General features: G+C 72.8%; 13 protein-coding genes. 4 read left to right on the top strand and 9 right to left on the bottom strand.

Going from position 1 to position 13,648, the window contains the following annotated elements; translation table 11 throughout:
* Positions 1-87: 87 nt before the first annotated feature.
* Positions 88-1,104, top strand: a complete 1,017-nt coding sequence (locus ACFSL2_RS06410; RefSeq protein WP_377197050.1) for a DUF3592 domain-containing protein — start codon at positions 88-90, stop codon at positions 1,102-1,104.
* 73 nt (positions 1,105-1,177) lie between these two features.
* Complete coding sequence (locus ACFSL2_RS06405; protein WP_377200776.1) at positions 1,178-1,342, top strand: SRPBCC domain-containing protein; 165 nt, start codon at positions 1,178-1,180, stop codon at positions 1,340-1,342.
* Between the two features lie 78 nt (positions 1,343-1,420).
* On the opposite strand, the gene ACFSL2_RS06400 is transcribed toward ACFSL2_RS06405, so the two are convergent.
* The gene (locus ACFSL2_RS06400; RefSeq protein WP_377197049.1) at positions 1,421-1,900 is read right to left on the bottom strand and encodes a MarR family winged helix-turn-helix transcriptional regulator; all 480 of its coding nucleotides are present in this window, start codon (positions 1,898-1,900) and stop codon (positions 1,421-1,423) included.
* A gap of 88 nt (positions 1,901-1,988) precedes the next feature.
* On the opposite strand from ACFSL2_RS06400, the gene ACFSL2_RS06395 reads away from it, so the two are divergent.
* Together ACFSL2_RS06395 and ACFSL2_RS06390 are read left to right on the top strand one after the other, a co-directional pair.
* Positions 1,989-3,047, top strand: coding sequence for an LLM class flavin-dependent oxidoreductase (locus ACFSL2_RS06395; RefSeq protein ID WP_377197048.1), 1,059 nt, complete (start codon positions 1,989-1,991; stop codon positions 3,045-3,047).
* The gene (locus tag ACFSL2_RS06390) at positions 3,047-3,736 is read left to right on the top strand and encodes an NADPH-dependent F420 reductase (RefSeq protein WP_377197047.1); all 690 of its coding nucleotides are present in this window, start codon (positions 3,047-3,049) and stop codon (positions 3,734-3,736) included. The genes ACFSL2_RS06395 and ACFSL2_RS06390 overlap by 1 nt, the downstream gene beginning before the upstream one ends.
* Before the next feature lie 5 nt (positions 3,737-3,741).
* On the opposite strand, the gene ACFSL2_RS06385 is transcribed toward ACFSL2_RS06390, so the two are convergent.
* The 8 genes from ACFSL2_RS06385 to ACFSL2_RS06350 all read right to left on the bottom strand — a co-directional run bounded on the left by ACFSL2_RS06385 (position 3,742) and on the right by ACFSL2_RS06350 (position 13,600).
* Positions 3,742-4,914 (bottom strand): MarP family serine protease, encoded by a 1,173-nt coding sequence (locus ACFSL2_RS06385; protein ID WP_377197046.1) that lies wholly within the window; start codon positions 4,912-4,914, stop codon positions 3,742-3,744.
* A 178-nt stretch (positions 4,915-5,092) separates the two neighbouring features.
* Positions 5,093-5,890, bottom strand: a complete 798-nt coding sequence (locus tag ACFSL2_RS06380) for a CHAD domain-containing protein (RefSeq protein ID WP_377200775.1) — start codon at positions 5,888-5,890, stop codon at positions 5,093-5,095.
* Positions 5,891-6,052: 162 nt separating this feature from the next.
* Positions 6,053-7,537 (bottom strand): zf-HC2 domain-containing protein, encoded by a 1,485-nt coding sequence (locus ACFSL2_RS06375; RefSeq protein ID WP_377197045.1) that lies wholly within the window; start codon positions 7,535-7,537, stop codon positions 6,053-6,055.
* A 128-nt stretch (positions 7,538-7,665) separates the two neighbouring features.
* Positions 7,666-8,184, bottom strand: a complete 519-nt coding sequence (locus tag ACFSL2_RS06370; RefSeq protein WP_377197044.1) for a mycothiol transferase — start codon at positions 8,182-8,184, stop codon at positions 7,666-7,668.
* A gap of 168 nt (positions 8,185-8,352) precedes the next feature.
* Complete coding sequence (locus ACFSL2_RS06365) at positions 8,353-9,192, bottom strand: class I SAM-dependent methyltransferase (protein WP_377197043.1); 840 nt, start codon at positions 9,190-9,192, stop codon at positions 8,353-8,355.
* A 179-nt stretch (positions 9,193-9,371) separates the two neighbouring features.
* Entirely contained in the window at positions 9,372-11,012 is a 1,641-nt protein-coding gene (locus ACFSL2_RS06360) for a LuxR C-terminal-related transcriptional regulator (protein ID WP_377197042.1), read from the bottom strand.
* Positions 11,013-11,192: 180 nt separating this feature from the next.
* Positions 11,193-12,218: an L-idonate 5-dehydrogenase gene (locus tag ACFSL2_RS06355; protein ID WP_377197041.1), complete on the bottom strand. Its 1,026-nt coding sequence runs from the start codon at positions 12,216-12,218 to the stop codon at positions 11,193-11,195.
* Entirely contained in the window at positions 12,215-13,600 is a 1,386-nt protein-coding gene (locus ACFSL2_RS06350; RefSeq protein ID WP_377197040.1) for an MFS transporter, read from the bottom strand. The genes ACFSL2_RS06355 and ACFSL2_RS06350 overlap by 4 nt, the downstream gene beginning before the upstream one ends.
* Positions 13,601-13,648 lie beyond the last annotated feature (48 nt).

The following is a 13,648-nucleotide window of genomic DNA, read 5'->3' as shown; positions in this document are numbered from 1 at the left end:
TTGCGGCCCGGAGCCGCTCGCAACCGGAGGTGGATGCCGGACCACTAGGGTGTCCGACATTATTCGCAAATACGAAAGGGACTACCGGTGAGCATCCTCGCCACGGCCAAGAGCACGGTGAACAAGGCGAAGGAGACGCTGTCCCGCTACGAGTCGGGCAACCCGCACACCGCCGGCCAGGTGCGCCGGGCGGTCGGGGGCGTCCTCGTGGCCGACGGACTCGTCGGCCTGGAGAACCCGCTCGACGGCCAGAAGACCCGGCCTGGCATCGCCGGTGCCCTGATCAGCGTCGTGTTCGGGCTCGTCTTCATCGCCGTCGCGGTCTTCATGGCCACGCTCGGCCCCGACACCGACGCGGAGACGACGGGTCACGTGGTCGCCGTGGAGGGCACCGACACCTGCTCGATGAGGGCGGACTTCGTCGTGGACGGCACCACCTACACCGCCCGTTCCACGGGTTCGTCGTCCGGAAACTGCTCGCACGCGCCGGGCGATCCGGTCACCGTGCACTACAGCTCCGCCGACCCGTCCCAGAGCACCACCGCGGAACCGATCCTCGGGATCGTCGGCTGGGTCTTCGGGGGAGTCGGGGTCCTGATCGTGGTCGGTGGCCTGTTCACGGCAGTGGTGCGCGCGGCCTCGATCGTGTTCGGCCTCACCCTGTGGCGGTCGGGTTCCAAGATGATCCGGGAGAACCCCAGGACCGCCGACGACGCGGGCGTCGTCACCGAGGCGCGTCAAGCGATCACCCGCCTGCTGACCGCGAAGGGCGCGCTCGCGCGCGAGCTCCTCGGCGGTGCGCAGGGCGGCGCCGAGCCGCAGCAGTCGCACCAGCCGCAGCCACACGCGCACCAGCCGTCCCCGCACCAGCCCCACCAGCCGTACCCGCAGCACCACCACCCCCAGAGCCGGCCGCAGCCGGACCAGCAGTCGCAGGCGCCGCAGCACCCGGCGCCCGTCGTCGCGCCGTCGGAGCCGACGATCGCCGCCGGGTGGTACCTGACCGCGGACCAGCGCCACTACCGCTGGTACGACGGCGCCACCTGGACCGCGCACACCCAGCCGGCACAGGCGCCGTCGGCCCCGAACCAGCCGCACACCTAGGACCGGAGCGCGCCTCGGACGGCGCCGCGCGGTTCGCTCCGTCGCCCCAGGCTCGACCGAGGGCAGCGCCGTCCTGACGCTGCCGAGCGACACCGAGATCCTGGTCGCCCGGGAGTTCAACGCGCCGCGCCACCTCGTGTGGAAGGTGCTCACCGAGCCCGAGCTGATCAAGCGGTGGTGGGCCGGGCAGCGCGGAACCGTGACGGACGTGACGGTCGACCTGCGGGTCCCCGCCTGATCGACCTGGCACCCGCCCGGTCATTGAGTGCTGGGTATCTGTTGGATTCCGGCCCACGATCCAACAGATACCCAGCACTCAGCGACCGGACGTCAGGTGGTGGCGGAGGGCTTTCGTGATCTCGTCGACCTGTTCCAGCTGGGCCGGGGTCAGGGCGTCGACGAACAGCTCGCGCACCGCGCGGAGGTGTGGCACCGAGGCGCTCCGGAACGACTGCGCACCCTGGTCCGTGAGCACCACCTCGGCGCCGCGGTAGTCGACGGCGCAGTCGTCGCGGCGGATGAGGCCGCGTCCCTCCATGCGCCTGATGTGGTGGGACAGGCGGCTGCGTTCCCAGCCCACGGCGTCCGCGAGCTCGGAGGAGCGCAGCCGGCGCCCGTCGGCCTCGCTCAGGGCGAGCAGTACCGCGTAGTCGCCGGGGGACAGTGCCGACTCCTCGTGCAGGCGGCTGCTCAGCCGCCCGTTCAGCGCCTGCGCGGTCTCGATGAATCCGCGCCAGGTGCGCAGCTCGTCCGGCGTCGGCGACTGCCGGTGGCGGAGCGGTGTGCCCTCTGTCACGACGACCTCCAGTGATTGACGTGTCAACCATATCGGGAGCATGATTGACACGTCAATCAAATGTGTAGGGCAGTCGAGGAGGAGTCCCATGGGCGACATCGAGTTCGGCATCGACACTTTCGGCGACCTGCCGCGGAACGACCGCGGTGAGGTCGTCTCGTACGCGGAGGCGATCCGGCGCACGGTCGACGAGGCGGTGCTCGCCGACCAGATCGGGATCGATGCCGTCGCCGTCGGCGAGCACCACCGGCCCGAGTTCGCGATCTCGACCCCGGAGACCGTGCTGGCCGGGATCGCGACCAGGACCTCGAACATCAAGCTCGCCTCGGGTGTGACCGTCCTGAGCTCCGACGACCCGGTGCGCGTCTTCCAGCGGTTCGCGACCGTCGACGCGCTGTCGAACGGCCGCGCGGAGGTCATCCTCGGGCGGGGCTCGTTCACCGAGTCGTTCCCGCTGTTCGGCTACGACCTGCGCGACTACGACGAGCTCTTCGAGGAGAAGATCAACCTGTTCGTCCGGCTCCTCGACGAGAAGCCCGTCACCTGGGAGGGCACCCTGCGGCCGTCGCTGGAGCAGGCCGACGTCTTTCCCAAGACGGAGTCCGGGCGCCTGACCACCTGGGTCGGCGTGGGTGGCACGCCGCAGTCGGTGCTCCGTACCGCCACGTACGGGCTGCGGCTGATGCTCGCGATCATCGGCGGCCCACCCGAGCGGTTCGCGCCGTACGTCGACCTCTACCGCCGGGCGGCCGCCGAGGTCGGCACCACCGCCCACCCCGTCGGCATGCACTCGCCCGGCTTCATCGCGGAGACGGACGAGGAAGCGATGGAGCTGTTCTACCCGGGCTACAAGGTGGTCCGGGACCGTATCGGGGCGCTGCGCGGCTGGCCGCCCCTGCGCCGGGGAGAGTTCGAGGCCGACGTCGCACAGGGCTCGCTCTACATCGGCTCCCCTGAGACGGTGGCGCGCAAGATGGCCCGGGCCATCGGCGCCCTGGACGTCGGCCGGTTCGACCTCATCTACTCCGCCGGCGGGGCCCTGCGCGCCAGCGACCGGCTGCGGGCGGTCGAGCTGTACGGCACGCGCGTGCTCCCGATGGTCCGCGAGCTGCTCGCCGAGCAGCCGGCGAAGGTGGAGGTGGCCTGATGGCAGACGCCCCCGTGCGCACGCTCGGGATCCTCGGCGCCGGCAAGGTCGGCACGGTGCTGGCCCGCCTCGCCGTCGCGGCCGGTTACCGTGTGCTCGTGGCAGGCTCCGGCGACCCGGCTCGCATCGCGCTCACCGTGGAGGTGCTCGCACCGGGCGCACGTGCGGTCGACGCCGGGACGGCGGCCCGGGAGTCGGACGCCGTCGTCCTCGCGCTGCCGCTGGGCAGGTACCGAACCGTCCCGACCGCGGCGCTGGACGGCAAGCTGGTGCTCGACGCCATGAACCACTGGTGGGAGGTCGACGGGCCGCGCGAGGGGATTCTTCCCGCTGGGCAGTCGACCAGCGAGCTGGTCCAGGCCGCGCTTCCCGGGGTGCGCGTCGTGAAGGCGTTCAACCACATGGGCTATCACGACCTCGAGGACGAAGCCCGCCCGGCCGGGGCGCCGGGCCGCAAGGCGGTCGGCATCGCCGGCGACGACCCCGCCGACGTCACCGCGGTGGCGGCCATCGTGGACGCGCTCGGCTTCGACCCGGTGGCCGCGGGGGCGCTCGCCGACGGGGTCCGCATGGAGCCCGGTACGCCGGTGTTCGGTGCCGACGTCGACGCCGGAGAGCTGGGCGAGCTGCTGCACCTGTACCCCGCCGGTACGGAAGGTCTGGGCGGGCAGGGCAGGGTCAGCGCCTGACGACGTCAGCTCGCGCACTGCCCGGTCGTCACGGCGGTGCTCAGGTCCGCGGCCTGAGCGGCCACCGGCATCAGCTCGGCGGTCGTCATCGCGTAGCCGATGTCGCGCTCGGAGTCGTCGCGCGCGAAGATCACGCCGGTGACGTCGCCGCCGGTGGTCAGGAGCGGACCGCCGGAGTTGCCCGGGCGCACCACGGCCGCGAGGGAGTAGACCTCCCGGTCGGCGCCGCCCGCGCCGTAGGAGTCCGGGACGCGCGCGGTGCTGACGCTGAGCACCCCCGCGCTGCCCGAGGTGAACGGGCCGCCGTAGGGGTACCCCTGGACGACGGCGCGGTCGCCGGCCGAGAGGGTCGGTGCGATGCCGAGCGGGTCCGCACCGAGGTCGTCGACGGCGATCACGGCGAGGTCGTCGACCGGGTCGTAGTACACGACCCGGCCTTCGCGCACCGTGCCGCCGGGCAGCTCGATCACGGGCCGGTCCACGCCGGCCACGACGTGCGCGTTGGTCACCAGCCGGTCGGGTGCGACGACGAAGCCCGACCCGGTCGAGCTCTTTCCGCACGCGTACGCGATGCCCGAGATCCGGGCCACGGACTGGGCCGACGCCTCCAGCTCGGCGTTCTCCAGGTCGACGGCCGGCACCACCGGCGTCTGCCGGGGCACCATCAGGATGTTCAGCCGCGGCAGGCCGTCGTCGAGCACGATCGAGCGCATCTCGGCGAGCGGACGTCCGACGGCGGGCGGCGTCAGGTCGTCGATGGTGCGCAGCACGGTGGACGACGAGACCGCCGAGGCGACACCCGGCGCACCCGTGGCGCTGACCGCGTTACCGACGAACGAGAGGGCCAGGGCGACGACGCCCACGTTCGCGACCCCGCCGAGCAGCCGTTCGAGCGGACGGAGCGAGGTGCGGTCCACGCCCTGGCGCAGGTTCCGGCCCAGTCCCGCGCCGACGGACGCGCAGAAGAGCGGCAGCAGGATCGCCACGGCGATGGACACCGGAGCGCGCCACTCGGAGGTGGGCAGCATGTCGTTGACGGCGGGGACCGCCCAGAAGGCCGCGACCCCGCCGACGACCAGGCCGATCAGGCCGCCGAGCGTGGCGAGCAGGCCCCGGCTGAGCCCGGCCATGAGGGCGAGGAACAGCACCACGAGAAGCACCAGGTCGAAAAGCGGCACGGAGGCTCCTTCGGGAACGGTAGGCAGCCGGCAACGTCGGTCGGACCAGACGACGGTATGCGCTGAACCTGGGTGCCGCGGCCCGCGACGCACCTCCCTCACCTGATCCGCAGATTTCTGCCGAGAAGTTCACCGTCTTCTCCTCGCCGACGCCGCTCCGGCGTCACCGGTCCCGCCGCTAGCGCAGCCCGCGCGCCCGGACCTCCAGCTCGCCCAGCGCGGCAGGCAGGTCCGCGAGCGCGGCGACGGCCTGTTCCTGGCACCGGCCGACGACGGCGTCGTACGCCGCGGAACCGTTCGCGTGCGCGCGGACGTGCTCCGCGAGGAGCAGGGCGTCCCGGTGGTCGCCGAGCAGGGACTGGATGCGGTGCCCGGCGGACCCGAGGTCCTTGGTCCTGCGGCCGAGCAGGCCGACGGGTCTGCGGGTGATGGCCTCGGAGGTGTGCCGCAGCCGACGTGCTGCCTTCCGTAGCTCGTGGGCGCTCTCCAGGTCGGTGAGCTCGCCGGCCGAACCGAGGGTGCGCTCGGCCTGCCGCCGGACGGCGCGGCGAGCCGCCTTCTTGGCCGGCTGCGACGCACGGTCGCCGAGTCGCGGTGCGGCGGCCCACTCGGCGAGCAGCCGATCGAGACCCTGCCCGCGTGCCGACCGGGTCCAGCGGACGGCATCGGCGTGCGCCCGGATGCGATCCGCCTCCAGCGGGGTGAGCAGCGCGGACGCGTCCGCCTCGCCGAGGCCGACCGCCTCGGCGACCGCGGTGGCCTCCAGCGTGCGCACCTCGAGGTCACGGGCTTGCCCCAGGACGCTGCCCCACTCCTTGAGCAGGGACCGGAGCTCGGCGGTCGCCTCCTTGTCGAGGTGCCTGCGGAAGGCGGCGAGGACGTTGCGCAGGCGGCGTACGGAGGTGCGCAGGCGGTGCACGGCGTCGGGCTCGTCGGCCAGAGCTGCCGGAACACGACCCTGGATCCGGCGCACCAGGTCATCGACCGCGAGGCTCAGCAGCTCGCCCGCGGTCTCTGGACGCGTGGTGGTGTCTGCGGCGATCTCGCCAGGCTATCGCGGGCCGTCGCCGTCCGCGGGGGAGGGCCGCCGCTGGACCCGAGGCGCTCGCCGCACGGACTCACCGCACGGGTCGGGGGACTAGTCCTCTTCGGCGCGGGACCAGCGCTCCCAGAGCCAGAGGAGGAAGAGGATCAGCAGGAAGCCGGGTATCCCGATGGCCCCGAGCTGGGCGAACCACCCTGTCATCCCGGCACCGATGCCAGGCTCCGCGCCGTCCGCGGACGGCGGCCCGTCGCCGTCCGCGCTGCCGCCATCGGCGCTGCCGTCGCCACTCGCTTCGGTGCCGTCGGTTCCTGTGCCGTTGTTCGCCCCGGTGCCGTCGTCGCCGTCGGTTCCGCTGCCGGAGGCCTCGCCCGCCCCGCCGTCCTCTGCGGACGGGTCGTCCCCCATGCCGATCCGGGCGAGCCAGTCGGCCACGTCCCCGGCGATGCCGGGGCTCGTGTCGTCGGCGGTGCCCGGCCCACCGCCCCCGCCGCCTGTGCCGGGGCCGTCATCTCCACCGCCACCCGTGCCGGCGCCCTCGCCCGTGCCGGCGCCCTCGCCCGTGCCGGCGCCCTCGCCCGTACCGGCGCCCTCGCCCGTGCCTCCATCCCCGCCGCCCCCACCACCACTTCCGCCGCCCGCGCCGGGTGCGGGACCGGACTCGGCGGCGGGCGGCTCGTCGGCCTGGTGGGCGACGAGGGCGGCCGCACCACCACCGATCGCGAGGGCGGCCAGCACGCCCGCGACGATCGCTGCCTCCTTCTTGCCGAACGAGCGCGGCGCCCCGGCCCCGGCTCCGGTGCCGGCACCGGCGGCACCGGCCGCCCCGCCAGCGGCGGCTCCGGCACCGACCGCGGCGCCCAGGGCGCCGGTGGCCACCGCCCCGGCGACGACGTGCTGACCGAGGTCGCGCAGCATCCAGGACACTTCCCGCACGTCCACGAACGCCCGGGTGCACTCGGCGCAGCCGTCCATGTGGGTCTCGAACCGTGCGCGGCGGCGGGGCAGCAGCCGGTCCTTGAGGTAGTCGTGCATCGCGGCGCGGGTGGTGCGGCACTCGGGCTCGTTGACGCCCTGGGCGTGCGCGGCGGCGAACGCGCCGGCCAGGCGTTCCTCAGCGCGGCGCAGCCGCATCGTGACGGCGTGCGGGCGCACACCCAGGTCGCCCGCGATATCGGTCACGGCCTTGTCGTGCACGTGCCGTTCCAGCAGGATCTGCCGGTCGTCGTCGCCCAGGTCGGACAGCGCGGAGCGCAGCATGCTGACGTCGGCCTGACGTTCGGCGTCCAGCTCGGCACCGGCGACCGGGGGCGTCAGGCCGTCCAGGGTGTCGTCCTCGACCGGGCGGGTGCGTCCGGCCTCGCGGGTCATGCTGATCGCCTCGTTGACCGCGGCGCGTCGCCAGTACGGGGCGGGGTCCTCGATCGTGCCGCCGGTGGACACGATCCGGACCATCTTCTCCAGCGCGCGGCTGGCGGCCTCCTCGGCATCGATCCCGGGCACCCGAGCAGCGACCGACCGCACGACATTAGGACGATGCACGACCCAGTCGTCAATCCGCAGTGCGCGTGCCGCCGTCATCCTGGGGGCCTCCTCCCGATCGGTGATAATTCCACCGGGATCGGGAGGGCGCGCGATGAATCGCATGGTTTGCGTTAGCGCAACCGATTCGTCGGTAAGCAGCGTTTCCTACTGGCTGCGGACGGTGGTCACCGCTCTCGCCGTCGTAGCACGACCCCGCGGACGAACGCCGCCTGGCCCGCGTGCTGCAGGTCGTCGTTGACGACGCTGACCAGGCGGACGCCGAGCGTGACCGGCGGGTCCCAGGACTCGTCGACCACCCGGTCGAGGTCGTCGTCGGACAGAGTGGTCAGGTACCGCACGGTGCGCTGGTGCACGGCGTCGTGGTAGCCGGTGAGCAGGTCGGCGGTCGGCACGCGGACGGCGGACACCTCGTCGGCGTCGTGCCCGTACCCGGTCTCCTCTGCCGGGAAGGGCAGGCCGAACCGGCGGTCCCACCCGTCGTCCGACCAGACCTGGCTGGTGCCGGCCGCGTCGGCGACGTGGTCGTCCTGGACCCGGGTGAGGTGCCAGACGAGCCACTCGATCGAGTTCGAGTCCTCGTCGACGCGGTATGCGAGCTCGTCGGCCGACAGCCCCAGCACCGAGCCGTGCACCGCCTCCTTGATCCGGCCGAACGCGTCCGTGAGCAGGTCCGTACCACGCATCGATGCGTCCCCTTCCGTGCCTGGGCATCCACGGACACGATGCCATGGCGCCCCGGCGTGCGCTCGGCACGGATCTCAGAGGCTAGCGGGCACCTGGTGTCCTGGTCGTTGTCATGGTGGTGTCTCCTCTTCTGTCTGTGGTGACCACGACGTGTCCCGCCGGCTCGGTCACACCGTGCCGATGCCGAGGTTGAGCTCGGCGTGCAGCACGGCGGCGGGCGCGCCGCCGGAGCGTTCGCGCAGCATCCCGCGCAGGACCTGCTTGACCTCGGTCCGCACCTCCTCAGGGAGGTCCGCGACCAGCTGGGCGCCGAGCGGGTTGCTGTGGGTGAACACGTTCCAGAGGTGGTCCGCGGAGTCGATCGGCATGTCCCACGTGAGGGGGCGGACCTCGACACCTCGCAGACCTGCCTCCGACAACCTGGCGCGCAGCACGTCCGGGTCGGCCACCTGGAACGGCAGCGGCGGCGGGTCGGTCGGCAACGCGGCGAACCCGGGCACCGTCGCCTTGATCGCACCCATGACGAAGGCGATGAACTCGACCTTCTGCGGCGGGCCGAACGCGACGACGACGACGCGTCCGCCTGCCCTGGTGACGCGCACCAGCTCGGCCAGGCCCCGCGCGAGATCGGGGAACAAGGACACGCCGTTCACCGAGACGGCGACGTCGAACGTGTCGTCGTCGAGCTCGAGGGCCTGACCGTCCATGGCCCTGCCCTCGAAGTTGACCAGCCCTTCGGAGCGTGCCCGCTCGTTGAGCCGCTCGATCATGGTGGGGGCCAGATCCGTGGCGACGACCTGCGCTCCGGACCGGGCCGCGGGAATGCTCAGCGCCCCGCTGCCGGCGCCCACGTCCAGGAGCCGCCGACCAGGTCGGAGATCGACGTGGCGCAGTGTCTCCTGCGCCAACGTCGTCGTCTCGGGGGTGACGAACTGATCGAATCCTGTCGCGAGGCGGTTCCATGCCTCTCGGATCTGCTCGGTCGTCGGTACGTGCGTGGTAGTCATCGCTGGTGCCTCCTTGTCACTGCGGCTCGACTCAGGGCACCAGGGTCCAGCCGGCGAGGCCCGCGACGCTTCGAACGAATTGCCCATCTCGCGGTGGACGCTCGCATGGGTAAGTCCCTGTAGCGACCTGTGACCGTGGGTGGGACGTGGGCCATCGCCCCGGCGATCCGGGGCGGCGGCTACACCAGCTCGTGCTGGTAGGCGAAGGCGGTGGCAGCTGCCCGTGACGTGACACCGAGCTTGGCGAAGATGTTGCTCAGGTGGCGTGCCACGGTCTTCTCGCTGATGGTCAGCCGGTCGGCGACCGCGCGGCTGGTCGCCCCGGTAGCGACGAGGCGGAGCACGTCGACCTCGCGCGGAGTCAGCCCGCCCGGTGCACCCGGCGGTGGTCTGCCGGGCGGTGTGGCCGCCTGGATCAAGGCCGGGGCGGCGCCCAGCCGCTCGAAGACCCGGCGGGCCGCGTCCAGCTCCACGCGTGCCGAGTCATGGTCGGCGAGCCGGTCGCAGGCCTCCGCCATCAGCAGCCGCACCCGTGCCGCCTCGTACGGAGCGTTGATCTCCTGCCAGGCCGTCCACGCGGACCGCAGCGACTGGTACGCGGTGCGCACGTCGCCGTCGGCCAGCTCGACGCGGCCGCGCGCGGACGCGGCGACCGCCCACAGGTAGGGAGCCCCGAAGTCGGTGGCGAGCCTCGTCAGCTCGGCCGCAGCCGACCGGGCGCCGTCGGAGTCCCCGGCGGCGAGCACGATCTCGATGAACGCGGCGAGCACGTGCGAGCGCTTCAAGCGGTCGTCCTCCGCCTCGGCCACGACCCGGCGGACAGCCGCCTCGGCGTCGTCGACCCGGCCTTGGGCAAGGCGCAGCAGGGCAAGTCCCGGCTGCACGGGGTGACCCGAGTCGCCCGCCCTGCGATAGGCCTGCTCCGCCTGCGCGAACTGGCCGCGCAGCCGCAACAGCTCTGCGCTCTGGTAGTGCGCCATCCCCAGCACCGGGTCGCCCGGCGGGTCGGCCAGGTGCGCGCAGGCCTGCCGCGCCTCGTCCATCGCCTCGGCCCACTCGCCACGCAGCTGCATGAGCTCCGAACGGTGCACGAGGCACTGGCCCCGGTAGGGCTTGAGGTCCTGCTGGGTGGCGCACCAGCGGCTCAGCGCGGCCGTCCACTCCTGGGCCCGGCGGAGGTCGAAGATCCGGCGGCACGTGATGACGAGCGCGCAGTAGACGATCCCGGCCGCGATCGGGGACACGTCGCCGGTCGTCACCGCGAGCATCGCCTCGTCGAGCATCGCCACCCCCCGGCGCACCTCGCCCTGGGCGACCATCGCCTGGCCGAGGCCCAGCCGGCTCAGCGCGACGAGGTCGGGGTCGTCGAAGCGGTCCGCGATCTGCGAGACCGCACCGAACATCTCGGAGGCAGCGCCCGGGTCACCCGCCTCGAGAGTCTGCAGGGCACCGGCGAGCAGCAGATAGCCGGACTCGACCCGTGCCTGCGAATCCTCCTCGAGCAGGTGCTGGGCCCGGCCCAGCCAGCCGCCGCCCTCGGCGTGCCTGCCGCGCAGGAACAGGGTCATCCCGATCCAGAACGCGCACCGCACCGCGCGGCCGACCTCGCCGTCGGCCTGGAAGGCACGATGAGCACGCTCGAGACCGGCGACGGCGTCGTCGTCCCGGCCGATCAGGTACGCGGCCATCCCGAGCCGGTGCAGGTCGGCAGCGTCGAGCGACCTGCGCTCGTCGAGGGCCGACAGCTCGTCGTACGCGTCCCGCCAGGCACGGCGCGAATACGACTCCCGAGCCTGCTCGAGCTCCACGGAGGTGTGCATGAGGTCACCGCCTCAGACCGTCGTCCGTGCCCTGCCACGGGCATCCCGGCACATCAACTCACGATACGCCTGGGGCGCTCCTCCGCCGCAGCGCGCGAGCACGGCGATGGCCGGGCGGCACGAACGTGGACGGCGGCGGCCGGGGCCGTCCGTCGCCGTCCCGACCTGGTCAGACGCCGGTCAGTCGCCGGTCAGGCGGATCAGCACCTTGCTGCTGCCGGCCCCCGCTGCCGTGGCGAGCGCCTCGCCGGCCTGCTCGATGCCGAAGCGGTGCGTGACGACGCCGGAGACGTCCAGCCCGTCGCCCATGGCGTCGAGCGCGTCGCTGATCTCCTCGACGAACCGGTAGGCGCCCACCCACGTGATCTCGCGGGTGACGAGGTCGCCCAGCGCCGCGGGGGCAGCCGTGCCGGGCAGGTTGCCGACCTGGACCAGGGTGCCGCCGCGGGCGGTGGCCCGCAGGACGCCGCCGAGGGCGGCGGGAGCCCCGGAGGCCTCGAACACGAGCTCGCAGTCGTCGGGCAGGCGGTCGCCGGCGCCGAGGTCGAGCACGTGGTCGGCGCCCAGCTCCTTGGCCACGGCCAGCGAGGAGGCGGAGAGGTCGGCGGCGGTGACCGTCGCGGCGCCCGCGTGCTTCGCGGCGGCCACGACGAGGCAGCCGATGGGCCCGGCGCCGTTGACCAGCACGTCGCGCCCCCGCACGTCGCCGGCGCGGTGCACGGCGTGCATGGCCACGGCCAGCGGCTCGGCGAGGGCGCCCTGCTCGGTGCTGACGCCGTCCGGCAGTCGCCGGAGCTGGTGGGCCGGGACGGCGCGCAGCTCGCTGAAGCCGCCGTCGGTGTGCGGGTGGAAGGCCGCCGAACCGAAGTACCGCACCTGCGAGTGGAGGTTGGACCGACCCGCCAGCCGGGGCGGCAGGACCGATCCGTCGGCGGCCTGTGCCGGGTGCACGGTGACGGGAGTGCCCGGCTCCCAGCCGGTGACCCCCGGCCCGCTCCCGACCACCCGGCCCGCCACCTCGTGGCCGAGCACGAGCGGTTCGCGCAGGACGGCGGTGCCGGAGGTACCGTGCTTCCAGTAGGCGAGGTCGGATCCGCAGATGCCGCCCCACTCCATGGCCACGACGACCTCGCCGCGCCGGGCGACCGGGTCGGGTCGCTCCTCGACCCGCAGGTCACCGGCACCGTGCACGACGACCGCCCTCATACGGCGTCCTCCAGCCGGACGAGGTCGCGGCCCCGGGTCTCGGGCGCGAGCCGGGCGGCGACCAGGGTGATGAGGGAGTACACGATGAGCATCGCGGCGATGGGCCACCAGCTGCCGGTGGCGGCGGTGAGCGACGCGGCGATGACCGGGCCGATGGCGGTGGCGAGGATGCCGCCGATCTCCTTGGAGAGGGCGAGCTGGGTGAACCGGGTGCGGGCCCCGAAGAGCTCGGCCATGGTGACGCTCTCCAGCGCGAACAGGCCCAGGACGCCGAGGTTCAGGCCGGCGATCATGCCGAGCAGCAGGCCCGTGGTGGTGCCGCTGGTGATGAGCAGCATCATCGGGAAGGCGAACGCGATGGTGATCAGGGACAGCGCCGTGTACATCGAGCGTCGGCCGAACCGGTCGCCCAGCATGCCGATCACGGGCACGGTGGCGAAGCCGATGATGGAGCCCCACATGATCGCCTCGGTGGCCAGGGCGCGGTCCATAGCGAGGGTCGTGGCGACGTAGCCGACCAGGAAGGTCTGCACGAGCCCGGAGTTGCCTGCCTGGCCGAACCGGAGTGCGAGCGCCAGGAAGAACGCCTTGCCCTTGCGCTGCTTGAGGGCCGCCTGGAGCACCGGCTCCTCGCCGGAGGACTTGACCTCGTCGCGGGAGAGGGCGACGCCGTCGACGACGTCGGCGCGGGCCTCGAAGACCGGGCTCTCCTTGACGTTGGTGCGGATCCAGACGGCGAAGATCATCAGCACGAAGCTGAGCAGGAACGGCAGCCGCCAGCCCCAGCTCAGCAGCTGCTCCTCGCTGAGCACGGCCAGCAGCAGCGCCCACAGGGCCGACGCCGCCAGCGTGCCGGAGTTGGTTCCGAGCGAGACCAACGAGGCGACCAGGCCTCGACGTCGGACGGGCGCGTACTCGGCGAGCAGCACTGTGGCGCCGGCGATCTCTGCGCCCGCGCCGAAGCCCTGGACCAGCCGCAGCACGACCAGCAGGATCGGCGCGGTGATGCCGACCATCTGGTAGGTGGGCAGCACGCCGATCAGGGTCGTGGACACGCCCATGAGCGCGACGGTGATGAACAGGACCTTGCGCCGGCCGAGGCGGTCGCCCATGCGGCCGAAGTAGATGGCGCCGGCGAGCCGGGCCACGTAGCCGACGCCGTAGGTGGCCATCGCGGCGATCAGGGCGATCGCGGGGCTGACTTCGGGGAAGAAGATCTGGTTGAAGACGATCGCCGCCGCCAGCGAGTAGAGCTGGAAGTCCATGAACTCCATGGCGGTGCCGAGCCAGCCCGACACGGCCGCCCGCGTGAGGTCCTTGGTGGACCGGGTGACGGCGTTACCCGGCGGGGTCGCTGGTGGGTTCATTGCTGTTTCCGCCATTGGAAGAGTGCTCCTTGCTTGACTGACGTCGCTGTCGGGCATGCCCGT

It is taken from the genome of Promicromonospora aerolata (assembly GCF_042682255.1).
Taxonomy (GTDB): Bacteria; Actinomycetota; Actinomycetes; order Actinomycetales; family Cellulomonadaceae; genus Promicromonospora; species Promicromonospora aerolata.
This window is presented reverse-complemented; position numbering and strand designations above follow the sequence as displayed.

Excerpts from the sequence above, each read along its gene's own strand:
- ACFSL2_RS06375 (WP_377197045.1), bottom strand. The coding sequence starts at position 7,537 with ATGACGGCGGCACGCGCACTGCGGATTGACGACTGGGTCGTGCATCGT.
- ACFSL2_RS06370 (WP_377197044.1), bottom strand. The coding sequence starts at position 8,184 with ATGCGTGGTACGGACCTGCTCACGGACGCGTTCGGCCGGATCAAGGAG.
- ACFSL2_RS06350 (WP_377197040.1), bottom strand. The coding sequence starts at position 13,600 with ATGGCGGAAACAGCAATGAACCCACCAGCGACCCCGCCGGGTAACGCC.
- ACFSL2_RS06365 (WP_377197043.1), bottom strand. The coding sequence starts at position 9,192 with ATGACTACCACGCACGTACCGACGACCGAGCAGATCCGAGAGGCATGG.
- ACFSL2_RS06395 (WP_377197048.1), top strand. The coding sequence starts at position 1,989 with ATGGGCGACATCGAGTTCGGCATCGACACTTTCGGCGACCTGCCGCGG.
- ACFSL2_RS06355 (WP_377197041.1), bottom strand. The coding sequence starts at position 12,218 with ATGAGGGCGGTCGTCGTGCACGGTGCCGGTGACCTGCGGGTCGAGGAG.
- ACFSL2_RS06360 (WP_377197042.1), bottom strand. The coding sequence starts at position 11,012 with ATGCACACCTCCGTGGAGCTCGAGCAGGCTCGGGAGTCGTATTCGCGC.
- ACFSL2_RS06390 (WP_377197047.1), top strand. The coding sequence starts at position 3,047 with ATGGCAGACGCCCCCGTGCGCACGCTCGGGATCCTCGGCGCCGGCAAG.